This is a genomic window from Chromobacterium haemolyticum DSM 19808 (assembly GCF_000711885.1).
Classification (GTDB): Bacteria; Pseudomonadota; Gammaproteobacteria; order Burkholderiales; family Chromobacteriaceae; genus Chromobacterium; species Chromobacterium haemolyticum.
Window position 1 is genome coordinate 235,510 of the sequence record NZ_JONK01000004.1, and the last position, 26,201, is coordinate 261,710.

24 protein-coding genes and 1 tRNA gene are annotated in these 26,201 nt (G+C 64.0%); 10 read left to right on the forward strand and 15 right to left on the reverse strand.

The annotated features are described in order from the left end of the window. Nucleotides 1-34: 34 nt before the first annotated feature. Genes BR71_RS03185 through BR71_RS03210 form a run of 6 tightly spaced genes read right to left on the reverse strand, consistent with a single transcriptional unit; the run spans nucleotide 35 to nucleotide 4,827 of the window. Nucleotides 35-1,459 carry an RNA polymerase factor sigma-54 gene (locus BR71_RS03185; RefSeq protein WP_043632489.1) on the reverse strand — a complete coding sequence of 475 codons (1,425 nt, stop codon included), beginning with the start codon at nucleotides 1,457-1,459 and terminating at the stop codon, nucleotides 35-37. A 3-nt stretch (nucleotides 1,460-1,462) separates the two neighbouring features. Beyond that, nucleotides 1,463-2,191, reverse strand: a complete 729-nt coding sequence (lptB, locus tag BR71_RS03190; RefSeq protein ID WP_019104257.1) for an LPS export ABC transporter ATP-binding protein — start codon at nucleotides 2,189-2,191, stop codon at nucleotides 1,463-1,465. After that, a complete protein-coding gene (gene lptA, locus BR71_RS03195; protein WP_043591966.1) occupies nucleotides 2,188-2,742 on the reverse strand; it encodes a lipopolysaccharide transport periplasmic protein LptA in 555 nt (184 codons plus the stop codon). Before lptA ends, lptB begins: the two co-directional genes overlap by 4 nt. Then, the gene (gene lptC / locus BR71_RS03200) at nucleotides 2,732-3,301 is read right to left on the reverse strand and encodes an LPS export ABC transporter periplasmic protein LptC (protein ID WP_019104255.1); all 570 of its coding nucleotides are present in this window, start codon (nucleotides 3,299-3,301) and stop codon (nucleotides 2,732-2,734) included. The genes lptA and lptC overlap by 11 nt, the downstream gene beginning before the upstream one ends. Then, entirely contained in the window at nucleotides 3,298-3,822 is a 525-nt protein-coding gene (locus BR71_RS03205; protein WP_043632491.1) for a KdsC family phosphatase, read from the reverse strand. The genes lptC and BR71_RS03205 overlap by 4 nt, the downstream gene beginning before the upstream one ends. 24 nt (nucleotides 3,823-3,846) lie before the next feature. Next, nucleotides 3,847-4,827 (reverse strand): KpsF/GutQ family sugar-phosphate isomerase, encoded by a 981-nt coding sequence (locus BR71_RS03210; RefSeq protein WP_043632493.1) that lies wholly within the window; start codon nucleotides 4,825-4,827, stop codon nucleotides 3,847-3,849. 117 nt (nucleotides 4,828-4,944) lie between these two features. Here BR71_RS03210 and BR71_RS03215 point away from each other — a divergent pair, with 117 nt between their 5' ends. Continuing rightward, nucleotides 4,945-6,918 (forward strand): monovalent cation:proton antiporter family protein, encoded by a 1,974-nt coding sequence (locus BR71_RS03215; protein WP_043632496.1) that lies wholly within the window; start codon nucleotides 4,945-4,947, stop codon nucleotides 6,916-6,918. Between the two features lie 227 nt (nucleotides 6,919-7,145). Here the strand turns inward: BR71_RS03215 and BR71_RS03220 are convergent, their stop codons facing one another. The 4 genes from BR71_RS03220 to pdxR all read right to left on the reverse strand — a co-directional run bounded on the left by BR71_RS03220 (nucleotide 7,146) and on the right by pdxR (nucleotide 11,530). Then, nucleotides 7,146-9,296, reverse strand: a complete 2,151-nt coding sequence (locus BR71_RS03220; protein ID WP_043632500.1) for an AsmA family protein — start codon at nucleotides 9,294-9,296, stop codon at nucleotides 7,146-7,148. Nucleotides 9,297-9,359: 63 nt separating this feature from the next. Beyond that, nucleotides 9,360-9,433: transfer RNA gene (locus tag BR71_RS03225), tRNA-Gly, on the reverse strand. Between the two features lie 124 nt (nucleotides 9,434-9,557). After that, complete coding sequence (locus tag BR71_RS03230) at nucleotides 9,558-10,037, reverse strand: SRPBCC family protein (protein WP_019104250.1); 480 nt, start codon at nucleotides 10,035-10,037, stop codon at nucleotides 9,558-9,560. 44 nt (nucleotides 10,038-10,081) lie between these two features. Further along, a complete protein-coding gene (pdxR, locus tag BR71_RS03235) occupies nucleotides 10,082-11,530 on the reverse strand; it encodes a MocR-like pyridoxine biosynthesis transcription factor PdxR (protein WP_043632503.1) in 1,449 nt (482 codons plus the stop codon). A 148-nt stretch (nucleotides 11,531-11,678) separates the two neighbouring features. Here pdxR and BR71_RS22705 point away from each other — a divergent pair, with 148 nt between their 5' ends. Next, nucleotides 11,679-12,734, forward strand: coding sequence for an FAD-binding oxidoreductase (locus BR71_RS22705; RefSeq protein ID WP_052370293.1), 1,056 nt, complete (start codon nucleotides 11,679-11,681; stop codon nucleotides 12,732-12,734). Between the two features lie 36 nt (nucleotides 12,735-12,770). Then, a complete protein-coding gene (locus BR71_RS03245; protein ID WP_043632506.1) occupies nucleotides 12,771-13,463 on the forward strand; it encodes a M24 family metallopeptidase in 693 nt (230 codons plus the stop codon). An 8-nt stretch (nucleotides 13,464-13,471) separates the two neighbouring features. Here BR71_RS03245 and BR71_RS03250 read toward each other — a convergent pair whose 3' ends face one another. Further along, a complete protein-coding gene (locus tag BR71_RS03250; protein WP_043632509.1) occupies nucleotides 13,472-13,951 on the reverse strand; it encodes a nuclear transport factor 2 family protein in 480 nt (159 codons plus the stop codon). Between the two features lie 189 nt (nucleotides 13,952-14,140). On the opposite strand from BR71_RS03250, the gene treR reads away from it, so the two are divergent. From treR to BR71_RS03285, 7 genes are all read left to right on the forward strand, one after another. After that, nucleotides 14,141-14,848 (forward strand): trehalose operon repressor, encoded by a 708-nt coding sequence (gene treR, locus BR71_RS03255; protein WP_043632511.1) that lies wholly within the window; start codon nucleotides 14,141-14,143, stop codon nucleotides 14,846-14,848. A gap of 234 nt (nucleotides 14,849-15,082) precedes the next feature. Next, nucleotides 15,083-16,513 (forward strand): PTS system trehalose-specific EIIBC component, encoded by a 1,431-nt coding sequence (gene treP / locus BR71_RS03260; protein WP_043632514.1) that lies wholly within the window; start codon nucleotides 15,083-15,085, stop codon nucleotides 16,511-16,513. A 16-nt stretch (nucleotides 16,514-16,529) separates the two neighbouring features. Beyond that, on the forward strand, nucleotides 16,530-18,182 hold the full coding sequence (treC, locus tag BR71_RS03265; protein WP_043632517.1) for an alpha,alpha-phosphotrehalase: 1,653 nt from the start codon (nucleotides 16,530-16,532) through the stop codon (nucleotides 18,180-18,182). Nucleotides 18,183-18,279: 97 nt separating this feature from the next. Next, the gene (locus BR71_RS03270) at nucleotides 18,280-19,500 is read left to right on the forward strand and encodes a maltoporin (RefSeq protein ID WP_019104242.1); all 1,221 of its coding nucleotides are present in this window, start codon (nucleotides 18,280-18,282) and stop codon (nucleotides 19,498-19,500) included. Nucleotides 19,501-19,623: 123 nt separating this feature from the next. Beyond that, nucleotides 19,624-20,415, forward strand: a complete 792-nt coding sequence (locus BR71_RS03275) for an arylamine N-acetyltransferase family protein (RefSeq protein WP_043632520.1) — start codon at nucleotides 19,624-19,626, stop codon at nucleotides 20,413-20,415. Between the two features lie 77 nt (nucleotides 20,416-20,492). Next, the gene (locus BR71_RS03280) at nucleotides 20,493-21,179 is read left to right on the forward strand and encodes a DUF1345 domain-containing protein (protein WP_043632523.1); all 687 of its coding nucleotides are present in this window, start codon (nucleotides 20,493-20,495) and stop codon (nucleotides 21,177-21,179) included. A gap of 22 nt (nucleotides 21,180-21,201) precedes the next feature. Then, nucleotides 21,202-21,537 carry a YnfA family protein gene (locus BR71_RS03285; RefSeq protein ID WP_043632526.1) on the forward strand — a complete coding sequence of 112 codons (336 nt, stop codon included), beginning with the start codon at nucleotides 21,202-21,204 and terminating at the stop codon, nucleotides 21,535-21,537. Between the two features lie 103 nt (nucleotides 21,538-21,640). On the opposite strand, the gene BR71_RS03290 is transcribed toward BR71_RS03285, so the two are convergent. From BR71_RS03290 to aceB, 4 genes are all read right to left on the reverse strand, one after another. Continuing rightward, a complete protein-coding gene (locus tag BR71_RS03290; protein WP_043632529.1) occupies nucleotides 21,641-22,252 on the reverse strand; it encodes a glutathione S-transferase in 612 nt (203 codons plus the stop codon). Nucleotides 22,253-22,351: 99 nt separating this feature from the next. Further along, complete coding sequence (locus BR71_RS03295; RefSeq protein ID WP_043632532.1) at nucleotides 22,352-23,041, reverse strand: SIMPL domain-containing protein; 690 nt, start codon at nucleotides 23,039-23,041, stop codon at nucleotides 22,352-22,354. Between the two features lie 63 nt (nucleotides 23,042-23,104). Next, complete coding sequence (locus tag BR71_RS22710; RefSeq protein ID WP_052370294.1) at nucleotides 23,105-24,298, reverse strand: GGDEF domain-containing protein; 1,194 nt, start codon at nucleotides 24,296-24,298, stop codon at nucleotides 23,105-23,107. Nucleotides 24,299-24,531: 233 nt separating this feature from the next. Continuing rightward, the gene (gene aceB, locus BR71_RS03305) at nucleotides 24,532-26,127 is read right to left on the reverse strand and encodes a malate synthase A (RefSeq protein ID WP_043632535.1); all 1,596 of its coding nucleotides are present in this window, start codon (nucleotides 26,125-26,127) and stop codon (nucleotides 24,532-24,534) included. Nucleotides 26,128-26,201: the final 74 nt, after the last annotated feature.

A 26,201-nucleotide genomic window follows, 5' to 3' on the forward strand; every position in this document is an offset into this window, starting at 1 on the left:
GGGTCGGCCGGATCGCTGTATTCCGCCGCCTGGCTCACAACGTCTTGCGTTGGTTGACCGGCGGTATCTGCATGGCTTCACGATACTTGGCTATCGTGCGTCTGGCAACTTGTATTCCCTGTTTGGACAGCGCTTCGACCAGAGCGCTGTCGGACAGCGGTTTGCTCGGCGATTCGGCGTCTATCAGGCTGCGGATATGCGCCTTGATCGCGGTGGCGGAGCACTCGCCGCCGCTGTCGGTTTCCAGCGCGCTGCCGAAGAAATACTTGAGCTCGAACAGGCCGCGCGGGCAGAGCAGGTATTTCTGGGTGGTTACTCTGGAAACCGTGGATTCATGCAAACCCAGCTCGTCCGCGATGTCGCGAAGGATTAACGGGCGCATGGCCACTTCGCCGTGTTCAAAGAACGATTGCTGCCGTTCAACGATAGCTTCCGCCACTTTCAGGATAGTGTCAAATCGCTGCTGGATGTTCTTCACCAGCCATTTCGCCTCTTGCAGACGCGAGGACATTTCGCCGTTGCCGCCGCGGTTTTCCGCCAGCAGCCGCGCGTACATCTGGTTGACGCGCAGCCTGGGCACGGCGCCGCCGTTCAGGGCGGCCACCCAGCGGCCCTTGCGCTTTCTGACCGAGACGTCGGGGATCACGTATTGGGTGTCGCTGGCGCCGAAACCGGCGGTGGGGCGGGGATTGAGGCGGGCAATCAGCGCCTGGGCGGCGCGCAGCGCGGCGTCGTCCACGCTCAGCTGCTTTTTCAGCCGGGTGTAGTCTCGGTTGCCCAGCAAGGTCAGGTGGTCGCGGACGATGGCCAGCGCCAGCTCGCGCTGGGGCTCGTCCGGATCCAGCCGCTGCAATTGCAGCGCCAGCGCTTCCGGCAGCGAGCGCGCGCCGACGCCGGGCGGGTCGAACTGTTGCAGCAGGCGCAGGCCTATCATCAGTTCGTCGGCTTCGATTTCCAGTTCCAGCGGCAGGTGGCTGGCGATGTCTTCCAGCGTTTGGCCCAGGTAGCCATCGTCGTCCAGTTCTTCGATCAGCAACTGAACGATGGCCTGGTCGCGCGTGGGCAGCGCCACTTCGCCCAGTTGCGCCAGCAGGTGCTCGCGCAGGCTGACAGGACAGGGTACGTTCAGCATCGGGTCCAGTTCGTCGTCGCCGTCGCCGCGGCGGCCGCCGCTGCCCCAGTCGCTCAGTTCGCCGGCCTCGGCGCCGCGCTCGCCGTCGTCGCCGGAGGCCTCGTCGCGGGTTTCCGCGGCGCCGTCCTGTCCCTGGCCGGCGGCGGCGTCAGCCGCTTCGCCCTGCGGCGCTTCGTCGCCGCGCTCAAGCAAGGGATTATCCAGCAAGAAGCGCTCGACTTCGGTCTGCAGGTCGAGAGTGGACATCTGCAGCAGCTTGATCGACTGCTGCAGCTGCGGCGTCAGGGTCAGCTGCTGCGATACCTTGAGCTGAAGGGTCTGTTTCATCGCTTACAGGTGGAAGTGTTCGCCAAGGTAGACTTCGCGCACCTTCTCGTTGTTGACCAGTTCTTCCGGTTCGCCGGAGGCGAGCACCGAGCCTTCGCTGATGATGTAGGCGCGGTCGCAGATGCGCAAGGTTTCGCGGACATTATGGTCGGTGATCAGCACGCCGATGCCGCGTTCCTTCAGGAAGGAGATGATTTTCTGGATGTCGATCACCGCGATCGGGTCGACGCCGGCGAAGGGTTCGTCCAGCAGGATGAAGCGCGGCCGGGTGGCCAGCACGCGGGCGATCTCGACGCGGCGGCGTTCGCCGCCGGACAGCGAGAGCGCGCTGCTGTCGCGCAGATGGCCGATATTGAGGTCGTCCAGCAGCAGGTCCAGCTCTTTTTCCAGTTCCTTGCCCTTGAGGCCGGACACTTCCAGGATGGCGCTGATGTTCTCTTCCACCGTCATGCGGCGGAAAATGGAGGCTTCCTGCGGCAAGTAGCCCAGGCCCAGGCGCGCGCGCTGGTGGATGGGATAGTGGGTGATCACCTGATCGTCCAGGCGGATTTCGCCGTCGTCGGCGCCGATCAGGCCGACGATCATGTAGAAGCTGGTGGTCTTGCCGGCGCCGTTGGGGCCGAGCAGGCCCACCACTTCGCCGCTGGCGATTTCCAGCGCCACGTCCTTGACCACGGTGCGTTTTTTGAAGCGCTTGCGCAGGCGCTCAACCTTGAGCACGCTTTGCGTCATTTGCTGGCTCCGCTGGCGGGTTTGGCCGCCGCCGGCTGCGAGGCGGTGTTTTTCGGCTGCAGGATCACGGTGACGCGGCCCTTGTTGGGGCCGGTGGCGGTGCCGCCGGTCACTTGGTAGGTTTCGTTCTGGGTGTTGTAGGTGATCACATTGCCCACCACCAGATCGCCTTCGCGCTTGACCCGGGCGTTGCCGGTCAGCACCGCGAGGTTGGCGGCGCTGCTGTAGTCCAGGCGGCTGGACTGGCCCTCCACCCATTCGTTCTTGCCGTCCATTTTTTGGCGGAAGGTGACGATGCGGCCGGTGGCCACCAGGGTCTGTTGGCCTTGCTTGTCCTGAGTGGCGACGACTTTGTCGGCGTTCAGGCGCAGCGTGCCCTGAATCACCACCACATTGCCTTCGCAGGTGGACACGCCTTTGATCTGGTCCATGGTGCAACCGTTGTCGCTGGTGATTTCCATCGGCTTGGTGCGGTCGGCCTGTTCGGCGTGGGCGACGGAAGCGGCGGCCAGCGCCAGGCCGGCCAGCAGGAGACGGAGCTTATTTTTCATAAATGATCTTGGTGTGAGACAGCAGGTTCAACAAACCTGTCTGTTGCTGATAGACGAAGCCCACGGAGTTGCCGTGCGATTTACCGTGATAGAACACGGTGGGCGCGGCGGAGCGGGCGATTTTCTTGGCGGTGTCGACGTGCATGGCGCTGGTGACGACCTTGGTTTCCGGCTTGTCCGCGGCGGCGGGCTGGATCATGGTCGCCTTCTTGTCGAAGTAGGCCTGCTGAGTCTTGTTGTTGTAACGGCCGACGTCGCCGATCAACTGGTATTGCAGCGCGCCTTGCTGGTACTGGTAAAGCTCGGGGTTCTCGAAGAAGGCGTCGTCCTTGCCCGGGTACTGCCACATGCGGGTGGCGATCAGCCGTTCATTGAGCTTGCCTTGGGCGTCGAAGCGGGTGGCGGTCAGGTGTTCCGCCACGTATTCGGGCTTGTCCGGGTCCAGTTCGCGTCGGTTGCTGTCCCAGCGGGAGACTTGGTCCAGCCACACGGTCAAGAGGCCGGTCAGGCCCACCAGCAGCAGCGGGAACAGGCGGTGGGAGCGCAGCAGGCGGATCATGCCAGATACCTTGCCAGGATCTGATCGAAGGAGCCTTGGGCCTGCATGATCAGTTCCGCCAGCTCGCGCACCGCGCCTTTGCCGCCGGAGCAGCCGGTGACGTAGTGCGCGCGCTGACGCACCAGGGCCGGCGCTTCCGGCACCGCGACGGCCAGGCCGACGCGGGTGATGATGGGCAGGTCGATCAGATCGTCGCCGATGAAGGCGCATTCTTCGGCGCTCAGGCCTGTGCAGGCCAGCAGTTCGGCCAGGGCCAGCTTCTTATCGTGCACGCCGCCATAGTAGTGGTCGATCTGCAGCGCCTGGGCGCGATGCTCTACGCAGCGGTCGGCGCGGCCGGAGATGATGGCCAGCTTGACGCCGGTGGATTGCAGCAGGCGCAGGCCCAGGCCGTCTTGTACGTTGAACGATTTGCTTTCTTCGCCGTGGGCGTTGTAGTAGATGCGGCCGTCGGTCATCACGCCGTCCACATCCATAATCAGCAGCTTGACCTTGCGGGCCTGCTCGAAAATGCTTTGCATGCTTGTCCTTGCTAATGCCGACGTTCAGATCACGCCGGCTTTGAATAGGTCGTGCAGATGCAGCGCGCCTATCAGCTTGTTGTCTTCATCTACGACCAGCAGGCTGGTGATCTTGTTCTGCTCCATCAGGAACACCGCCTCGGTGGCCAGTTTTTTCGGCCCTATGGTGCGCGGCGAGGGGCTCATCACCTGATCTATGGTCAGATCGTATAGATTGGCGGAACGTTCCAGCGTGCGGCGCAGGTCGCCATCGGTGTAGACGCCCAGCAGGGCGTTGTCTGCGGAACAGACGGCCAGCATGCCCAGCCGCTTGCGCGACAATTCCAGCAAGGCGTCTTTCAGCGGGGTGCCCGGCGCCACCCGCGGCAATTCGTCGCCGCTGTGCATGATGTCGGAAACGTGAACCAGCAGCTTGCGGCCCAGGCTGCCGCCCGGATGCGATAGTGCGAAGTCGCCTTGACCAAAGCCGCGCGCGTCCATCAGCGTGACCGCCAGCGCGTCGCCCAGCGCCATCTGCACCGTGGTGCTGGTGGTGGGCGCCAGCCCCAGCGGACAGGCTTCCTTTTCCACGCGGGCATCCAGATGGATGTCGGCCTCCTGCGCCATGGTGGAGCTTTCGCGTCCGGTCATGCAGATCAAGCGCACGCCCTTGCGCTTCAAGGCAGGCAGCAGCGCGATGATCTCGTCGCTTTCGCCGGAGTTGGACAAGGCCAGCACAATGTCTTGAGCGGTGATCATGCCCAGGTCGCCATGGGCGGCCTCGCCCGGGTGGACGAAAAAGGCCGGCGTGCCGGTGCTGGCCAGGGTGGCGGCGATCTTGCGCGCCACGTGGCCGGACTTGCCCATGCCGGTGACCGCCAGACGGCCGGTGCTGGACAGGATCAGGTCCACGGCGGCGAGAAAGTCGCCGTTCAGGCTGCGCGAGAGCGCACTGATGGCTTCCGACTCTATCTGCAGGACTTCCCGGGCCAACTGGAGCCGGGACGGAGCTTGTACTTTTTCCATAATTCGAAAGTATATCAAAGGTTATAATCGCTGAACGCAGGCTGGTGCATCTTTTGCTTGGCATGTGTTAAAAATTGCAGCCTTCCATCCCATCAGCCTCAGGAGTTCCGCCGCGCGATGCATTCGTCTCTTGCCCCTATCGTCTTGGTTTTGCTGGCCGCGGTGTTGTCGGTGACTTTGTGCCGCAGCCTGAAAGTGCCGGCCATGCTCGGTTATCTGGTGGTGGGTTTCCTGGCGGGCCCCGGCGTGATGAATTTGATCCCGCAAGGCGATGAAACCGCCTTTCTCGGCGAGATCGGCATTGTCTTCATGATGTTTTCCATCGGCCTGGAGTTTTCCCTGCCCAAGCTGCGCGCAATGCGGCAGCTGGTGTTCGGCGTTGGCTTTGGCCAGGTGGCGGCCACCATGCTGCTGGTGGGCTTGGCGGTGGGCTGGATCAGCGGTAGTCCGCTGACCGGCTTCGCCGTAGGCGGCGCGCTGGCGATGTCTTCCACCGCCATCGTCAGCAAGCTGCTCAACGAGCGGCTGGAGTTGAACCAGGCTCACGGCCAGTTGGCCATCGGCGTGCTGCTGTTCCAGGATATCGCGGTGGTGCCCTTGCTGATCCTGTTCCCGGCCTTTGCCGGCGGCAGCGACACCTTGTGGATGGACCTGGGTCTGGCGGCGTTGAAGGTAGTGGTGGTGCTGGCCCTGTTGTTGTTCTTCGGCCAGCGCCTGCTGCGGCCGTGGTTCCACCTGGTGGCGCGGCAGCGCTCGGGCGAGCTGTTCATGATCAACGTGTTGCTGGTGACCTTGGGCGTGGCTTGGCTCACCGAGCTGTCCGGCCTGTCGCTGGCCTTGGGCGCCTTCGTGGCCGGCATGTTGATTTCGGAAACCGAATACCGCTATCAGGTGGAGGAGGACATCCGGCCGTTCCGAGACATCCTGTTGGGTTTCTTCTTTGTCACCGTCGGCATGAAGCTCGAGCTGACGGTGTTGTTCGAGCGTTTTGGCGAAGTGCTGCTGATGTTGGCCCTGCTGCTGCCGATCAAGGTGGCGGTGGTGTTTGGCGTGGCGCGCGGTTTCCGCCACAAGTCCAATGAGTCCATGCGGGCGGCCCTGGCCCTGGCGCAAGGCGGCGAATTCGGCTTTGTACTGTTGGCGCTGGCCTTGAACCTGCATTTGGTGCCGGCCGGCACCGCCCAGGCGGCTATCGCCGCGATTCTGATTTCAATGCTGATTGCGCCTTTCCTGATTCTGTACGGCGACAAGATCACCCGCCGTCTGATCAAGCAGGACTGGATGTTCCAGGCGCTGGACTTGCACCATATGCTGGTGGAGAGCATGTCCAAGAACGACCATGTGGTGATCTGCGGCTACGGCCGCAGCGGTCAGGCGCTGGCGAGGCTGTTGGAAGCGGAGGACATTCCGTTCTTCGCGTTGGACATGGATCCGGAGCGAGTGCGCGAAGCCAGTGAGGCCGGCGATCCGGTGGTGTTCGGCGACGCCGGCAAGCACGAGGTTTTGGTGGCGGCCGGCCTGATGCGCGCCAAGGCGGTGGTGGTGACTTTTGCGGATACTCACGCGGCCTTGCGTATTTTGAGTTCGGTCGAACATGCGCGGCCGGGGCTGCCGGTGATTGTGCGCACCGTGGACGACAGCGATATGGATCAACTACGCCACGCCGGCGCCGACGAGGTGGTGGCCGAGATGATGGAGGGCAGCTTGATGCTGGCCTCGCAGGCCTTGCTGGTGGTGGGCGTGCCGCCGAGCCGGGTGGTGCGTCGCATCCGCGCGGTGCGCGAAGAGCGCTACGGTCTGTTCCGAGGCTTTTTCCGCGGCGCCAGCGACGAGGGCGAGGCCATGGACGAGGCGCTGGTGCCGCGCTTGCAGAGTGTTCAGGTCTGCACCGGGGCGGCGGCGGTGGGCCAGCCGCTGGCCAATCTGCATCTGCAGGATTTAGGCGTGGAATTGAAGGCGATTCGCCGTCAGCGGGTGCGGCGCACCGATTTCGACGACAGCTTCGAGGTGGAGCAGGGGGACGCGCTGGTGTTGCTGGGCACGCCGGAACAACTGGCGCTGGCAGAGTACCGGATTCTGCAGGGGGACTAAGGTCCGACGAGAGAAAGCCGAAACGGCCCCCGCGGCGTGAGTCGCGGGGGCCGTTCGTGTTAATGCGGGTTCTCAGAACGTGTTTACGATCTTGCGAGCTAGGGCGAGACAAGGCGAAAACGGTTGAAAAAGCGGAGTGTACACACGGTACATGAGCATTTCGAAGCGGGTTACAACGCCCTTTATCTATCCATCCCGCCGAAGCGCAGCAGACTTTAGAACAAGCTCTAAGGCAAGATGGTGGTGATCTGCTTTTGCAACTGCTGCTTCAGCGCCTGCTGTTTTTCCACCTCGGTTTTCTTGCCCTTGACCATGGCGTTGAAGTCCAGCGCGTACACCGGGGCGTTCAGCGGGCCGGTGATCTTCAACGGCACGTTGACGCCCTTGAGGCGGGCGAAGGCCAGCGGATTGGCCTGCACGTCCATGGTGTAGTCGACAATGCTCTGCTTCAGGTCTATCTTGCCGCCGCCGCCCACATTCATCAGCTGAGAAGCCAGTTTCAGGTCCTGGCTGCGCGCCACGCCCTTGTCCAGGCGGAAGCTGCTGGACAGTGTGGAGAAGGTGGTTTTCTGGTCGTTCTGCGCGGCGCTGTTCCATTCCTTCAGCTCGGCCGGCAGGTTTTTCAGCGCGGCCACCAAGTCGATCCCTGTCAGCGCGCCGTTGTTCAGGCTCATTTGTACATTGCCGCTCAGAGTGTTGCGCAGTTGGGCGAAGGATTTGCCGTCGGCGTTGATATCTATCTTGCCGTTGCCCTTGCCGTCCAGGCGGCTGAAGTTGAACAAGTCAACCAGCAGCGGGCGGATCTTCATGCCTTGCAGGGTCTGGTTCACTTTCAGCTGAGGCACGTCGCGGCGGCTGAGGCTGGCGTCGCCCTGCAAGCGGCCTTCGTAAATGTCGGCCGACATCTGGTCCAGCTCCAGTTCGCGTGGGTTGATGCGCACATTGCTGCTGATCTGCTTGATGCGGAAGCGCCCCACCGCCAGTTCGCCTATCGCCACCTTGCCGGTGAGGTCGAACAGGTCCAGCCAGTCCAGCGGGATGTCGCCAGTGTTTTGGAAGATGGCCACCGGGTCGCCCTTGCTTTCCGGCAGGTAGCGGTTGAGGTCCAGCCGGCCCACGGACACTGTTGCCTCATGGCGCGGTTTGATCAGCCCGTACTGGCTGACGGTGACCGCCAGGTCGGAACCGTCCATCTTGCCGGCGACGCGCAGATTGAAGCGCGGTTCGTCCAGGTCGCCGTCCAAAGCGCCGTCCATGGTGGAGACCAGCTTGCCGCGCGGCAGCAGCGGAGTGGTGATGGTGGAGGTCAGCGCCAGCGGCTGCATTCGCAATTGGTTCATGCCGGCCAGCGACAGCGGCGCGTTGAGTTTGACGTTGACCTTGGTGGAGCCGGCCTGCCAGTTGAAGTCGCCGTGCAGCTTGTCGGCGTACAGGCCTGCCTCGTTGAGCTTGAGGTTTTCCAGCGCGGCTTCCAGCTGGTACTGGCTGCGCGCGTAACTGAGCTTGGCGCTCAGCTGGCCGGAGGGCATGGTGAGCTCGTCGAAACTGGCGTTGATTTGAGGCAGCGCCAGGTGGACTTCGCTGCTGGGCCGCTCGCTGCTGAAGGCGAGCGCCACATTGCTGCCGGTGGCTTGCAAGGTGGCGAAGTTGAGCTTGTACTGGCCGCTGACGGTGAGCTTGCTTTCGCCCAGGCCGGGCACTTGGGTCATCGCCACCGCGTCCAGCGCTTCCAGGCTGACCTGATCGTCCTGGATGGACAGCGGGGTGTTGACCGCCAGCCGCACCGGGCGCGAGCCCTGTTCCAGGATGGCGCCGGCGCTGAGGCTGGCGCCGCCTCGCAGATCCTCGGCGTCCAGGCTGATGCTGGCGACGCGGCTGTCGGTATGGGTCATCTGGTCGGACAGCACCAGAGTGCCTTCGCGTATCTTCAGCGTGTCCAGCTTGATGGAGAAGCTGCTCTGGCTATGGCGTTGAAACAGATCGGCGATGGATAGGCGGCCGTCTTCGCCGCGGCTGATATTGGCGCTGGGGCCGTACAGCGCCACTGAGCTGACTTCGCGGTTGCCGAACAGCAGCGGCCACCAGGCCAGGCCGACGCGTAGTTCTTCCACTCGGGCGAAGGGCGTTTGCTGGCCCGGCTCGGAGACGGAGAGCTTTTCAATCTGGATGCCGGGGGCGGGAAACAATACGGGGGTGACACGGCCTTCGATGCTGATGACGCGGCCGGTATCTTGCAGGGCGTGGGACAGGGTGCCGCGCACTTGGGCTTCATCGAACTGCCAATAGATCAGCGATTGCACCAGCACGACGACCGCGACCAAGGCGGTGAGGCTGTAAACAGTGATGCGAAGCCACAGCCGGCCGGAGTTCAATTTCATTGGTGGATGCTCGGATGGGCCATGCCAGCGGTTTGATCTAGGTTACTGGTTGGGGAATCGGACTGGAGCGGGTGAAGGGAATCGAACCCTCGTCGTAAGCTTGGGAAGCTTCTGCTCTACCATTGAGCTACACCCGCGCATTTTCGGCTAGAGCGCCCGAATGTAGCGTTTTTTGTCTGTTTTGGCAAGGCGCGCGGCGGCCCCACAGGGGGCTGGCGACGGCGATTGGAGCTAAGCGATTGATAAAAAAAGAATACGCGCTCAATGCTCTGCGCGCAGTCCGGCCAGCAAGGCTTCCAATTGATCGGTGGCCTGGCCCCAGCCGCTGGCGAAGCCCATCGCCTCGTGTTCACGCAAGTCGGCCTCGGTCCAATGCAAAACGTCGGCGCGGTAATGGGTCTTGCCGTCGAGGGGCTCGAATTCCAAGGTCACGGTCATGAAGGGCTTGGCCGACGGCAGCCAGGCTTCGGTATAGGCGTCGGTGAAGACCAGGCGCCGTCCCGGCTTCACTTCCAGGTAGACGCCGCGATTGGGGAAGTCCTGTCCTTCCGGGCTGCGCATTACCACGAGGCTGGAGCCACCGGGCCGGACGTCCAGTTCGGCCGAGGCCACGGTCCACGGACGCGGGGTGAACCATTGGCATAGCAGTCGGGCTTCGGTCCAGGCGCGGTAAACCAGTTCCGGCGGGGCGTCGATCAGGCGTTCCAGCGTGAGCCGGTAAGGGCCATTGGCGTGGTTCATGGCGGATCTTTCAGGCGGGGGTATCGGCTCAGATTAGTTCTTCGTCATGGCGACTGCAATCCCGCCGCTGGAATTTGCCGGCGCAGCGCCTGAGCCAGGCGGGCGACGCCTTGGTCCAGTTGCGCCGGTTCCAGCGCGCCAAAGCCCAGACGCAGCGCGGGGATGTCGCGGCCGTCGCTGCCGAAGGCGCCGCCGGGCAGGAAACGCACGCCGGCGCTCCGCGCGTCCGCGCTCAGCCGCGGCATGTCCACCCAGGACGGCAGCCGCAGCCATAGCGCCAGCCCGCCTTCCGGCAGCGTGTATTCGGCCAGGCCGGCCAGGTGACGGTCTATCGCGTCGGCCAGCGCTTGGCGGCGCGCGCGGTAGATGCGCAGCGCGCGGCGGAGATGGCGCTTCAACTCGCCGCTATGCATCAGTTCCGTCACCGCCAGCTCGGTGACGGCGTTTCCCTGGCGGTCTATCAGCATGATGTCGGCGGCGAAACGCTGGATGAGGGCGGGGTCGGCCACCAAGTAGCCTACGCGCAGGCCAGGCGCCAGCACTTTGGACAGGGAGCCCACGTAGACGATGCGTTCGGCGGCGTCCAGGCTGGCCATGGGCAGCACCGGGCTGTGGCTGAAATGGAATTCGTGGTCGTAGTCGTCTTCGATGATGGCGAAACCGTAGCGCCGCGACAGGGCGAGCAGTTGCAGTCGGCGTTCTGCCGGCATCATCAGAGTGGTTGGGTACTGGTGGTGCGGGGTCAGGTAGATGGCCTTGACTGCTTGAGTCCGGCATAGCCGTTCCAGCGCGTCCGGCCGCATGCCGGCGGCGTCTTGCTCCACGTCCAGCGGTTGCGCGCCCAGAGAGCGAAAGGCTTCGCGCGCCGGCGGATAGCTGAGCGCGTCCAGCCCCACGGCGTCGCCGGGACGCAACAGCGCGCGGCCGGCCAGATAAATGCCCATTTGGCTGCCGCGCACCACGCAGATGCGCTCGGCGTCGGCGTTGAGGCCGCGCTCCATGTCCAGCATTTCCGCCAAGGCCTGGCGCAAGGGCAGTTCGCCGCGCGGGTCGCCGTAGGCCAGCCGCCCGGCGCGGGCCGCGGCGATCAGCGCGCGGCGGTAGGCGCGGCCCAGCACGTCGAAGGGAATCAGCCGCGAATCCGGCACCCCGTCGCCAAAGTCGATGTCGTCGTTTGCAGGGATGTTTGTAGGCGTCCGCGCGGCGGCCGGCGCGGCCCGCGGCGCCAGCAGCGGCAGGCTGGGCGCGACGAAGGTGCCTCGCCGGCCCTGTGTCAGCAGCCAACCCTGAGCCGTCAGTTCCTCATAGGCCAGCACCGCGGTCTTGCGGTTGACGCCTAGTTGCGCGGCCAACTCGCGGCTGCCCGGCAGCGGCGCGCCCGGCCGCAGCCGGCCGCGCTGGATGTCGGCGCTGATCTGCTGGGCGATTTGCAGATGCACCGGCAGTCCGCCGTCTCTATCCAGGCTGAGTTGCAAATCCCATTTGCGCAGCATGCGCGGCCTCCTTCCCTAATGTGTCCATTTTGGCACTGGACCATCAATATTATCAAAACTGGATGTTTTTGCTGGTCCAAAAGCGGCCTAAAGTCTAGCCGTTCATCTGCGCCGCCGACACGGCGCGCGAGAGATCAAGGAGCGGCAAATGAAGGAACAGGAAGACAGCGGCGCGCGCGGCTACCGGCTGGCGGCGATGGAGCGCTTGGGACGCGATGTCCGCCGATTGCGGTTGGAGTGCGTTGACGCGGCGCCGCTGCGTTTTCGCAGCGGGCAGTTCGTTTCGGTGACGGCTCCGGGCGGGCTGACGCGCAGTTATTCGATGGCGGCGGCTCCGCGAGCCGATGGCGATATCGAGCTGCATGTGAGGCTGCAGCCGGGCGGCGCTTTTTCCGAGTGGTTGCGCCGGCAAGCGCGGCCGGGAGACACGCTATGGCTGGAGGGGCCATACGGCGATTGCGTGTGGCGGGAGGACTCCGGCGCCGAGCGGTCGTTGATGTTGGCGACCGGCACCGGCATCGCGCCGCTGCGGGCGATGTTGCAGCAGGGGCTGGGAGTGCCCGGAACGCGACCGGTGACCTTGTATTGGGGCGTCCGCAACGCGGAAGACTTGTATTTGCTTGAGGAGATGCGGGAGTGGGAGCGCGAGCGTCCGGGCTTTCGTTTCGAGCCGGTGCTGTCCGAGGCCGGGCCGGGCTGGCATGGACGGCGCGGCTTCGTGCAACAGGCGGCGGCGGAGGATTACCCCTGTTTGCGCGCCGCCGAGGCCTACGCCTGCGGCGCGCCGGCAATGGTGGACGCGGCGCGTCAGTTGTTGTCTCGGGAGTGCGGCCTGCCGGAGGAGCGCTTCCTGGCGGACGCGTTTCAGCCGGCGGTTTCAGCCGCGCCAGCCTCGGAAGCCATGGCTTTAAGCGTGCGCGTCGCGGATGGCGGGGAGCAGCGGCTGGAGGTGGCCGTTTCCGGCAGCCTGATGCAGGCGCTGGCCGCCGCCGGGCTGATGCGCGGCGTTTGCGGCGGGCAGGCCGCCTGCGGCACTTGCCTGGTTCGCGTCGAGCGGGACTGGCTGCCGCGTTTGCCGGCGATGGAGCGTGCGGAGCGGCGGCTGTTGGCGGCGCTGGACGCCGGCGACGGCCACAGCCGGTTGGCCTGCCAGATCGCCTTGCATCCGCGTTTGCAGGGTCTGAGCGTTGTCATTCCAGGGTAGGCGGCCGCCTGCCCGTATTTAGCAAAGGAGCATGAAATGGAAGCAAATATTCAGCAATCGGCTTTGGAAGGCGTGGGGCCGGTTTTTGACCCGAGGCAATTGATGGCGGTGCGCGATAAAACCCGACAGGCGATTGCGCTGATCGCCGCGGCGATGCAACCCGGAATGCTGGAAGAGGACGCGGTGGAACTGGCCAAGGATATTCTGGCGGAGCGCGGCATGTTGCGGGGCTGGCACGATGTCTATGTGCGCTTTGGCCGCAACACGCTGAAGACTTTCGGCGCGGCGTCCGATCCCGGAGTGCGCCTGGGCGACGATGACATTTTCTTCATAGATATCGGCCCGGTGTGGAAGCAGTGGGAGGGCGACGGCGGCGACAGCTTCGTTACCGGCTCGGACCCGGAGATGGCGCGCTGCGCCGCCGACGCCCGCGCCATCTTCCATGAGGTGAGGCGCAAATGGGCGAGCGAGGGCTGTAGCGGGCGCGAGCTGTACCGGTTTGCCGAGGACTGCGCCGCCGGCCGCGGCTGGACGCTGAACCTGGACCTGTCCGGGCATCGGCTGGCGGACTTCCCGCATGCGGCCATTCACGAGGGGCCGCTGGCGGAGGTGGATTTCACCCCGGCGAGGATGTTATGGGTGTTGGAAATCCACATTCGCCACCCGTCGCGGCCTTTCGGCGCCTTCTTTGAGGACATGTTGCTGGAGGATGCCTGCTTCGCGGAGTAAGGGCTTGTTTACAAGCCCAGCTCGCTCAGGCCGGGATGATCGTCCGGCCTGCGTCCCAGCGGCCAGTGGAACAGGCGCTCGTCCTCGCGGATGGGCAGATCGTTGATGCAGGCGTAACGACGCCGCATCAGGCCGTCGGCGGCGAACTCCCAGTTTTCGTTGCCGTAGGAACGGAACCACTGGCCGGCCTCGTTCCGCCATTCGTAGGCGAAGCGCACCGCGATGCGCTCGCCGTCGTGGGCCCATAGTTCCTTGATCAGCCGGTATTCATGTTCGCGCCGCCATTTGCCGGCGAGGAAGTCGACGATCTGCGCGCGGCCGCGCGGGAATTCGGCGCGGTTGCGCCACTGGCTGTCTTCTGTATAGGCCTGAGCCACTTGTTCCGGGTTGCGGCTGTTCCAGCCGTCTTCGGCCAGGCGGACTTTGAGTACGGCGCCGGCGCGGTCGAAGGGAGGCAGCGGCGGACGAAGGACATCGGACGGGGACATTTTGTTCTCCATGGGGATGTGTGAAGGAGGGGCCAGTGTGCGCCGCCGCCGCAGCGGGCGGAATAGCCGCCGCGAGCAATGCACTATTGCGCATGGCGCAAGAGCGTCCGGGCCGGACTGGCGCGCCGCTCGCGCTTGAGGCAGACTGCCGGACTGGGGCGCTCCGCCAGATCTTGCCGAATCCACGCCGTGAACAAATACAGCCAAATCTTTTCCGACATCGTCGCCGACATCGACAACCAGCGTTATCAGCAGGGCGACCGCATTCCTTCCGAAACCGAGTTGATGCAGGGCTACGAGGCCAGCCGCGGCACCGTGCGCAAGGCGGTGGACATGCTGCAGGAGCGCGGCTATGTGCAGAAGATCCACGGCAAGGGCGTGTTTGTGCTGCGCTCCGGCAATATCGAGTTCCAGCTCAGCGGCATTGTCAGCTTCAAGGAGGCGCACCAGCATCTGGGCCGCCGCGTCAGCTCCTGGGTGGCTGAGATGGAGACGGTGCCGGCGGATGCGCAACTGGCCAGGCAGCTGGACGTGCGCGAGAAAACCCCGCTGCTCAAGATCAAGCGGGTGCGCAATATCGACAATGAAAACGTGATCCTGGACATCAACTATTTCGTCGCCAGCCTGGTGCCGGGGCTGGACCGTGAAGCCGCCGCCGGCTCCATCTACGAGTTCATCGAACAGCGGCTGGGCCTGAACATCAGCTACGCCCGCCGGGTGATAGAGGCGCAGGCCTGCAACGACGACGACCGCCGTTACCTGGACCTGAACGGCATGGACCACGTGATCGTGGTCAAGAACCACACCCATCTCTACGACGGCCGGCAGTTCGAATACACCGAATCCCGCCATCGGCTGGACAAATTCTTCTTCTCCGACGTCGCCCGCCGTAAATAGCGGCCCGGCGGCGCGCGCCGTCATTCCTTGATCTGAAGCGATTTATGGCGCCTGTTGCGTTAGCGCACCGGCGCGCTTGATTTTGCGCAAACTCGTCTATACGAGTATTGACACAACTCGTCTGTACCAGTTAGCGTGCCATCAGCATCGGCGGCGCTTGCCAATACCGCCGCCAGGTTTGATAACGGGCTAGACGGCGCAGACCGGCAGGCCGAGAGATACAGGGACCCTCAGATGAGCCACGATTACCAGAAGATCGCCGCGCGGATACTCGAAGCGGTGGGCGGCCGCGACAACCTGCAACAGGCCGCGCACTGTATTACCCGGCTGCGCTTGTCCTTGAAGGATGAAAGCCGGGTGGACCAGGAGGCGCTGCGCCAGGTGGAGTTGATCAAGGGTCAGTTCAGCCACGGCGGCGTGTTCCAGATAGTGATCGGTTCCGGCGACGTGGACCGGGTCTACCAGCCCTTGATCGAGCTGGCGGCGCTGCAACGCGCCACGGTGGCCGAGGTCAAGTCCAGCGGCGATCAGAAGCAGGGTCGTTTGCAGCAGTTGGTCAAAGTGTTCTCCGATGTGTTCATGCCCATCCTGCCCGCCATCATCGTGGCCGGCCTGCTGATGGGGCTGAACAATCTGCTGGGCGCCAAGGGCATGTTCATCGACGGCAAGAGCCTGCTGGACGCCTACCCGGGCCTGGACGGGGTGTGGGGGCTGATCAATATGATGGCCAACACCTCCTTTGTGTTCCTGCCGGCGCTGGTGGGCTGGTCCGCTGCCAAGCGCTTTGGCGGCAGCGAGGTGCTGGGCATCGTGCTGGGTCTGCTGCTGGTGCATCCGGATCTGCTCAACGCCTGGAACTACGGCAAGGCCGCCGCCGGGCTGGATGGCGCGGCGCTGCCGTATTTCGATGTGCTGGGCTGGTTCCGCATCGAGAAAGTGGGTTATCAGGGCCAGATTCTGCCCATCCTGGCCGCCACCTGGGTGATGTGTAGGGTGGAGCTGTGGCTGCGGCCGCGGGTGCCCAATTCCATCCAGTTGCTGGTGGTGCCCATCGTCACCATCGTGGTGAGCGGCGTGCTGGCGCTGGCTGTGATTGGTCCGGTGGCGCGCCACCTGGGCATCGCCATCACCGATGCGCTGGTTTATGTGTTCAACCTGGCGCCGCTGCTGGGCGCGATGTTGTTCGGCGCCTTGTACGCGCCGCTGGTGTTGACCGGCATGCACCATATGTTCATCGCGGTGGATCTGCAGCTGATCGCCAATCAGGGCGGCACCTTCATCTGGCCGATGATCGCCTTGTCCAATATCGCCCAAGGCAGCGCCGCGCTGGCGATGTTCTGGCTGGCGCGCGCCAGCAATGAGAAGAGCATGGCGTCCACTTCGGCGATTTCCGCCTTCTTCGGCATCACCGAGCCGGCGATGTTCGGCGTCAACCTGCGCTACAAGCTGCCGTTCTACGCGGCGCTTGTCGGCTCGGCGCTGGCGGCCGCCACCATCACCCTCAGCCACGTGCGTGCTTCGGCGATCGGCGTCGGCGGCTTGCCGGCCTTCATCTCCATCATCCCGCAGCAGATTCCGATGTTCATGGTGGGCATGGTGGTGGCCCTGGTGGCGCCGTTCGCTCTGACCTGGGTATTGGCGCGCCGCCAGTTGCCGCAGTCCTGATACGAAAGCCGTTCCGATGAAGAAGAATCTGAAATCCGCGGTGGTGTACCAGATCTACCCCAAGAGCTTTTACAGCCACCACGGGGCGGCCACCGGCGATTTGCTGGGCGTGGCGGACAAGCTGGACTACCTAGCCTGGCTGGGGGTGGATTATATATGGCTGACGCCGTTCTATCGTTCGCCGCAGCGCGACAACGGCTACGACGTCAGCGATTACTACGCGATCGATCCGGCTTACGGCAGCATGGCCGATTTCGAGCTATTGCTGGCCGAGGCCCGGCTGCGCGGCATCGGGGTGATGCTGGACATCGTGGTCAACCATACCTCCACCGATCACCCCTGGTTCCGTCAGGCGTTGCAGGGCAGGGACAATCCCTATCGAGACTTCTATATCTGGCGGGACAGGCCCAACAACTGGCGCTCCAAGTTCGGCGGTTCCGCCTGGGAGCGGGACGAGGCCAGCGGTCAGTATTATCTGCACCTGTTCGACAAAACGCAGGCGGACCTGAACTGGGACAACCCGGCGGTGCGGCGCGCGGTGTTCGACATGATGAATTTCTGGGCGGATAAGGGCGTGTCCGGCTTCCGGCTGGATGTGATCAATCTGATCTCCAAGGATCCGGCTTTCTCCGAGGACGACAGCGACGGCCGCCATTTCTACACCGATGGCCCGCGAGTGCATGAATACCTGCAGCAGATGCATCGCGAAGTGTTCGCCGGCCGGGATTTGATGACAGTGGGCGAGATGTCGTCCACCTCGCTGGAGCATTGCGTCGCCTATTCGCATCCCGAGCGGCGCGAACTGTCGATGACCTTCAATTTCCACCATCTGAAGGTGGATTATCCGGATGGCGAGAAGTGGCGGGCCGCGCCCTTCGACTTCATCGCGCTCAAGCGCATTCTGTCTGACTGGCAGCGCGGCATGCACGAGGGCGGCGGCTGGAACGCTCTGTTCTGGTGCAACCACGACCAGCCGCGAGTGGTGTCGCGCTTCGGCGACTCCGGCCGCTACCGCGTGGAGTCCGCCAAGATGCTGGCGTCCACGCTGCACGGCCTGCAAGGCACGCCCTACATCTATCAGGGCGAGGAAATCGGCATGGCCAACCCCGGTTTCTCCGACATCGAAGACTACCGAGATGTGGAAACCCACAATGCTTATCGCCAGTTGCTGGCTAGCGGCCTGGACCGCGAGCAGGCGATGGCGGCGATCCGGCAGAAGTCGCGCGACAACTCGCGCACGCCGATGCAATGGGACGACAGCCGTTTCGCCGGCTTTTCGCGGCGTGAGCCGTGGATAGGGCTGGCGCCGGACGCGGCGACGGTGAACGTCGCCGCCGCGCGTCGCGATCCGGAATCGGTGCTGCAGCACTACCGGCGCTTGATCGCGCTGCGCAAGCAATACCCGATCTTCAGCGACGGCGATTACCGCTGCCTGACGCCGGACGATCCGGCGCTGTGGGTCTACGCGCGGACCGGCGAGCGCGAGAAGCTGTTGGTGATCAGCAATTTCAGCGCCGAGGAGCGAGATTACTCGCCGCCGGCCGACTACCTGAGTCCGAACCATGCCTGGCAGTTGCTGTGCGCCAATTACGCCGACGCGGCGGCTAATCCCGCCCGGGCGCGGCTGCGGCCTTACGAATCGTTGATCTACCGCGCCGTTCTGAACTGAGCCTCAGAGTTTTCGAGGAGTTAATCCTCTGCGAGCTGCCGGCATTCCCGGCCGGCAGGCCGCGTTGTGCCCAAAACTAAGGGAAATGGAGAGAACAATGACTCAATTCACCCCCCGCGGCCTGGCCTTGCTGGCCTTGTCCGCCCCCCTGCTGCTGCCCGCCGCCGCGCAAGCGCTGGATTTTCACGGCTACGCCCGCCTGGGCGCCGGCGGTTCAGACAGCGGCGGCAAGCAGAGCTGCTTTCAGCTGGCCGGCGCCGAAACCAAGTACCGGCTGGGCAACGAATGCGAACAGTACGCCGAGCTGGAACTGGGCCAGCAGCTATTCCAGGCCGAGAACGGCAGCAAGCTCAGCGTGGTGGGCATGGCCAGCCTGTACAACCGCAACGGCCATTCGCTGACTTTTCAGGGCGACAACGGCAATGTCCGCTTGCCGCAGGCCTACGCCAAATGGAGCGATATCCCGGAACTGAACGGCGCCACGCTGTGGGCGGGCCGGCGCTATTACAAGCGGCACGACGTGCATATCGCCGACTTCTATTTCTGGAACCCCAGCGGCACCGGTTTCGGTCTGGAGGATTTCAAATTGGGCCAAGCGCTCAAGCTCAGCTATGCCTTCTCGCGCAACGACAATTGGTGGCAGGCGGATCAGGCTAATAAGCATGATCTGCAATTGGGCGGCATCGCCGTCAATCCCGGCGGCGAGTTGACTCTAGGCCTCAGCTACATCCAGCGCGCCGGCCAGGTGACGGGCGCGAACAGCGGCTGGTCGCTCAGCGCCTTGCACGAGCAAAAAGGCGTGTTGGGCGGACGCAATCTGTTTGCGCTGCAATACGGGGTGGGGCCGGGCACCGGCCTGGGCGGCACCGGCAGTCTCGTCAGCGACAGCGGCACGCGGCGAAGCCGGCTGGTGGAGGCGCTGGACTGGCAAGCCACGCGAGAGTTCGGCGGCCAGTTGATGCTGGCCTGGCAACGCGACGCGCGGCCGGACGGCGGGCAGACCTGGTGGTCGGCCGGCGCGCGGCCGGTCTACGCCTTTGGCGAGCGCTTCAAGCTGGCGGCCGAAGTGGGCTTCGACCGGGTCAAGGCCGCCGATGGCCAAGTCCGCACTCTGAGCAAGTTCACAATCGCGCCGACGCTGGCGCTGGACAAGGCGTTCTGGAGCCGGCCGGAACTCCGTTTCTTCTATACCTACGCGCGCTGGAACCGCGCCGCCCAGCAGGCGGCCGCGCCCGGCTCGACTTTGGCCGACGGCGGCGCCTTCGGCCATGCGCTGAGCGGCTCCACCTTCGGGGTGCAGCTGGAACACTGGTGGTGAGCAATGTTTGAGCGCAGCGGGCGAGGTCCATCAAATTTTTTGAATGTCTCGCCCGGATAATTGATCTGTCGATCCCGCCCGGCGGCTGTTAGATTGCCTGTCTGAAGCTAGACGGGAGGGACTATGCCGGACATCAACGCTCTATTTCGGGCCCGCATCGGCTGGGATGCGCAGCGGCCACTGGCCTTCGAAGACATTGACGCCTTGTTGCGCGAGACGGCATTGAGTCTGCCGTTTGAAAATCTGAGCCTGTTTCAGGGCGGTCCCGAACCGATCAGCGAGCGGGGCTTGCTTGAAAAAATCGCGCTACGCGACGAAGGGGGCCTGTGTTACGAGCTCAACCCCTTGCTCTATCTGTTCCTGCGCCGCAACGGCCTGGAAGCCAGCCTGATCCGCGCCACGATCTTCGACGAGAACAGCCAGGACTGGCTGCCGCTGGGCGGCACCCATGTCGCCATTCTGTTGTGGCACCAAGGTCAGGGCTATTTGCTCGATTGCGGCTACGGCCTGAAGCAACCGCTGCGCATGGTGCCGCTGTGCGGCGAAGTGGCGCGCTCCGCCAACGGCGACTACCGGGTGGTCTGGCCGGCCGGCGCCGGCTTCGCGCAACTGGAACGGCGGCCGCCGGGTGAGGGCGAGGGCTGGCGCATCGCCTACGGTTTTGACCTGGACGATGAGATTGCCGATTGCGGCGCGCTGAGCGAGATCCAGCGCCGCATCGCCGAAGACCCGCGCTCGCCGTTCAACAAGACCCGGCTAATGGCCTTGCTGACCGCCGAAGGCAGCCGGGTACTGACCGAGGAGACGCTGACCGAGACTCGCAACGGCAGGCAATGTCGGCTGGCGCTGGCCCCGGGCGAGTTTGAGACCTTCCGCCGTCTGTTCACCCGGCGTTTCAGCAAGTTGCCGGCTTAAGCGGCGAGGGCTTGCCGCCAGCGCCCGGACAGGTACACTGGGCGCTGGTCCATTCCTTCAAGGGGAGCTTAGCCGCTATGTCCGCCCTGTTACGCGCCGCCCGTCGTTTTGCCCCGACCCGCATGCTGCTGGCCCGTCCACGACTGGTGGGGGCCGCCGCCGTCGGCCTGCTGGCTTTGCAGACGCTGCCGTGGCTATTGCCGTTGCAGGACATCACCCGCTACATCGTGGCGTGGAACATCGGCGTGCTGCTCTACTTGGCGCTAGTGGCCTGGATGATGTTCAGCGAGGGTCGCCAGCATATTCGTCATTGGGCCAGGCTGGAGGACGAGGGGCAGACGTTGGTGATGACGCTGGCCGTGCTGGCGGCGATGGCCAGCCTGGCCGCCATCGTGCTGGAACTGGCGGTCGTCAAGGACCTGCACGGCTGGCCGCGCGCCGGCCACGTCGCGCTGGCCATCCTGACCATTTTTTCCTCCTGGGCCTTCATCCACGTGATGTTCGCGCTGCATTACGCGCGCGCTTATTACAACGCTCACGCGCGCGGCCTGGCTCCTGGCCTGGAGTTTCCCGGCAAGGAAGAGCCGGATTACGGCGACTTCCTCTATTTCGCCTGCATTATCGGCACATCCGGGCAGACCGCAGATGTTAGCTACACCACCAGCGCCATGCGCAAGGTGGGCACGCTGCATTGCGTGCTGTCCTTCTTTTTCAACGCCACGGTGTTGGCCTTGATGATTAATATCGCCGCCGGCCTGATCTGATGCCGGCGCGCAGCGAGACCCCATGTTGAACGCTTTGAAATTGTTGTTGTTGTTCGGCCTGACCGCCGTGGCGGAAATCGTCGGTTGTTACTTGCCCTGGCTGTGGCTGCGCAAAGAGGGGCCGTGGTGGTTGTTATTGCCGGCGGCGCTGGCCTTGATGCTGTTCGTCTGGCTGCTCAGCCTGCATCCGGCGGCGGCGGGCCGGGTTTATGCCGCCTACGGCGGCGTCTACGTGGCGGTGGCGCTGTTGTGGCTGTGGCTGGTGGACGGCATCCGGCCCAGCGCCTGGGACATGGCTGGCGCGGCGGTTGCCTTGTTCGGGATGGCCATCATCATGCTGGCGCCGCGGCCGGGCTGAGAACCAGTTTATGATCCGCTGCATTGCGCGGCGGCATGAAAAAACCGGGCTTGCGCCCGGTTTTTTTTGACGGCGGCGCGATTCAAACGGACGGCGGCGCGATTCAAACGGACGGAGGCAGCGTATCGGCGAAGGACGGCCGCGTCATCAGCCGCTCCAGCAGGCTGGCCAGATTGGGGTGGCTGTCGCGCCAGTCTATTTCCGGGAAGCGGAAGTCCAGATAGCCCAGGCAGGTGCCGACGGCGATGTCGGCCAGGCTGTAGCCCACGCCGTTGCACCACTGGCGGTCGGCCAGATCGGCGGCGAGCGCGGCCAGGCCGCGGTCTATCTTGCCGCGTTGGCGGGCGATAGCTTCCGGCATCTGCTTGTCGTCCGGGCGGCGTTTTTCCAGCACGATGGCCACCGCGGCGTCGACGATGCCGTCGGCCAGCGCTTCCCAGCGCCGAGTGGCGATCAGCAGGCGGTTTTCCTGGGGAAGAATGCGCGATACCGGCGAGATGTTATCCAGATACTCGGCGATGACGCGCGAGTCGTAGAGCGTCGAGCCGTCATCCAGTTCCAGAACCGGCACCTTGCCCAGAGGATTGTAGTCGCCAACGCGGGTGTCCGCGTTCCATGGCACGTCTTCCTCCAGCGGGCAGTCTATTTTCTTTTCGGCCAGCACGATGCGCACCTTGCGGGCGTAGGGGCTGGTCAACGAGGCGATCAGTTTCATGTTTCGGGTCGTTCTGGATGATGGCAGGCGAAGTGCTCGCCGGACGGATAAGGCCCGGCGAGCGACTACTTTAGCGCAATGCCGTGGCGGCTGGAAGGCTTACTTCAACTCCACCTTGCCGCTGACTTGCAGTTGCAGTTGAGATTGTCCTGGCTGCAGGTCCGGTTGCGCCACTTCCGCGTTGGCGGCCATGCCGGCGGCCTTCATCATCATAGGCGGACGAAAGATGGGCGACTGGCTTCCAATATCCAATTCCTTGATATTGCTGACATTTTTTCCGATAGCCTTGGCGGCGATCTTGGCTTGGGCTTCCAGATTGGCGATGGCTTCCGGCAGCATGCTCTGTTCCGCTTCCTTGCGCGCCTGGTCGGATACGCTGAACTGCAGCCCTTGCAGCAATAGGTTCTGTTGCAGTTTGGCCATCAGTTCGGCGGCCTGGGCGAAATCGCGGCTTTTCAGCTGGATTTCCACCCGGCCTTGCCAGCCCTGGATCTTGCCGTTTTTGTCGTAATTGGGCCAGGTGTTGTAGCCGCCGCTGGACAACTGCACTTTGGTATAGGTTCTGCCCAGAGCGATGCCCTGGGCGGCGGCCTTGTTCAGGCGGTCGGCCAACACCGCAGGCTGAGCGTTGCTCAACTGCTGGTAGAAGGTGGCGCTGATCTGGTCGTTGGGCACTTCACGCTGGGCGCTGGCGGACAGATTAAGCTGGGTGGCGTCGGCCTGGGCCGGGGCGGCGCTGACGGCGAGCAGGGTTCCTAAGCTGGCAAGCAAGAGAGTCTGTTTGTTCATGTGTCGATTCCCATGACATTGTTGTCTTGATCGGAAAAGTCCGATTCGCAGTGTGTAGGCCCATCATGCCCGAGAAAAGTTTCCGACGGCATACTGTCCTTCGGCCAGTTCTATCCGGTTGCGGCCGTTACGTTTGGCCCGATAGAGCTGGCTGTCCGCGGCGCGGAACAGGCTGGACAGGCCATCATAGGGCTGCTGGCTGGTGCTGGCCACGCCAATGCTGACGCTGATGCGCAAGGGCGGGGCGGCTGAGGCAGGTTGCGGCCGCAGATCGGCCACCGCTCGCATGAGGCGTTGGGCTGCCGCGTGAGCGTCTTGCAAGCCGGTGCGCGGCAGCAGCATCACGAATTCCTCGCCGCCGTAACGGCCCACTATGTCGCCGGCGCGCGCTTGGGCGCGCAGACAGGCGGCCAGTTGTTGCAGCACCAGATCGCCGCATTGGTGGCCGTGGCGGTCATTGATGCTTTTGAAGTGATCGACGTCCAAGAGCAGCAGGGCCAGCGGCTTGCGCTCGCGCCAGGCGCGGCGGCAGGCGGCCTCGGCCAGTTCGCGGAAGCCGCGCTGGTTGAGCAGATTGGTCAGGCCGTCGTGACTGGCCTGGTGCTGGGTCCGTTCCAGCGCGCGTTCGTAGCAGATGTACAGCGCGCACAAGATGAAGCTGAAACTAAGCCAGTGCATGCCTAGAGAGCTGAGCATGGAAAAGCTCATGGAGTCGGCGTTGTAAACGTTGCCGGCCCAGATGGCGTGCACGATGCGCGCCAGCGCCAGCAAGGCATAAAGCAGGCAGACCGCCAGCGCCATTTTGCGGCCGGCGCCGGCGATGCGGGAGTGTCCAGGCCACAGTTCGCGGGCGGCCAGCAGCCAGGCGACCAGATAGACTAGGCAGATCGCGATGGTGCGCTGTCCCATACCGGCCGGGCCGGCGTGAAGATAGGCGGCCATGCCGGCGGCAACCAGCAACAGGCTTTGCCAGATGCGCGGACTCTTGCCGTTCAGATGGCGGATACCGCAGAGCGCGAGGGGATGAAACAGCATCCACAGCAGATTGTTGAATACCAGCTGCGGCCATGGCGGCAGGCCGATGGGCAGCAGGCTGAACATGCCGCCCAGGCTGACGCTGGCGCCGGCCGCGCAGAAATACAGGAAGGCCCGCTCACCGCGGTTGCGCAGCCAGAACATCGTAATAATGGCGGTCAGCGCCAGGCCGTAGCCGGTGGTGCTGAGCACGGTGGCCTGGAAGTCGAGGATGCTTTGCATGTGGGGTCTGTTCAAAGTCTGCTGTGCGTCGTGAAACCTCGCGCGGCGGGCGCGGCGTCTTGTCTCGCGAGCGGTGGCCAGAGCTTGAACAGATGACTGGCGGGCGCGCTTTGCAAGGTGAATTATGACAAGCGGCCCATGATAGGGCCGTTGTCCATGAGCTTCAATCCGCAAAGCTACGCAGCCAGGCTGACAAATCCCGACATTCACGCCGTCGGGATCCATTTGTCCTGTCAGGCCAGGTATTCGTATCCAGGCAGCGTCAGGAACTCGACAAAATCGTCAGAGGTGGTCAGCAGGTAGAACATCGCGGCGGCATCGTCGTACTGGCGGGTCCAGCGCGCGCCGTACTCGGCCTTGAGCTTGGCCACTTCCGCCGCGTGCAACTGGTGGAACAACTCGGCTGTTACTTTGCGGCCGTCGTCCAGCACGCCCTTGGGGCTGCGTATCCATTGCCAGATCTGAGAGCGGGAGATCTCCGCGGTGGCGGCGTCTTCCATCAGGTTATGGATGGGAACGCAGCCGTTGCCGGAAATCCAGGCGCCCAGGTACTGGATGCCCACATTGATGTTCATCGCCAGTCCGGCTTCGGTGATCGGCGCTTCCGGGCGGAAGTCCAGCAGTTCGGCGGCGCCGACCTGAACGTCCGGCCGTTGTTTGGCGATCTGGTTGGGCGCGTTGCCCAGCACTTTGCCGAAGGCCTCGGCGGCGATGGGGACCAGGCCGGGGTGGGCCACCCATCCGCCGTCGTAACCGTCGGCGGCGTCGCGCTCCTTGTCCGCCCGGACGCCGGCCAGCGCCTTCTCATTGGCCGCCGGATCGTTCTTGATCGGGATCAGCGCCGCCATGCCGCCTATCGCCGGCGCCGCGCGGCGGTGGCAAGTCTTCAGCAGCAGCAGCGCGTAGGCGCGCATAAAGGGCACGGTCATGGTGATCTGTGCGCGGTTGGCCAGACAGAAGTCGCGATTCTGACGGAATTTCTTGATGCAACTGAAAATATAGTCCCAGCGGCCGGCGTTGAGGCCGGCGCTGTGCTCGCGCAGTTCGTACAGAATTTCGTCCATTTCGAAAGCGGCGAGTATGGTTTCGATCAGTACCGTGGCCTTGATCGTGCCCTGCGGGATGGACAGCTCCTGTTGGGCGAATACGAACACGTCGTTCCACAGCCGCGCTTCCAGATGGCTTTCCATCTTGGGCAGGTAGTAATAAGTGGAGCTGCCCAAGCTGCGTAAGAATACGATGTTGTGGAAGAAGGACAAGGCGAAGTCGAACAGCGCGCCGGAGACGATGTCGCCGTCCACCTTGACGTGTTTTTCCATCAGGTGCCAGCCGCGCGGACGCAGCAGCAGGGTGGCGGTATCGGCGTTGAGCCGGTACTGCTTGCCGTCGGGGTTGGAGAAGGAGATGGTCTTGCGGTAGGCGTCGCGGACATTGATCTGGCCGTTGATCTGGTTGTCCCAGCTGGGGCAGTTGGAGTCCTCGAAATCCGCCATGAAGCTCTTGGCGCCGGAATTGAGCGCGTTGATCATCATCTTGCGGTCTACCGGGCCGGTGATTTCCACGCGGCGATCCAGCAAATCGTCCGGCAGCGGCGCGATCTTCCAGTCGCCGGCGCGTACGGCGGCGGTTTCCGGCAGGAAGTCCGGCAGCTTGCCCGCGTCCAGCTCGGCTTGGCGCGCGGCGCGGGCGGCCATCAGTTCACGGCGGCGAGGTTCGAAGCGGCGGTGCAGCTTGGCGACGAAGGCCAGCGCGTCGTGGCTGAGGATGTCGGCGTAGGCCGGGGTGAGCGTTGCGAGGATTTCGATCCCCTGAGGAAGCGTGGCTGCCATGTTGGGACTCCTTTGCAGTGTTGGCCGGGGCGGGAGGCGCCCGCGTTCGGACCTGGGACAATGAAACGGGACCT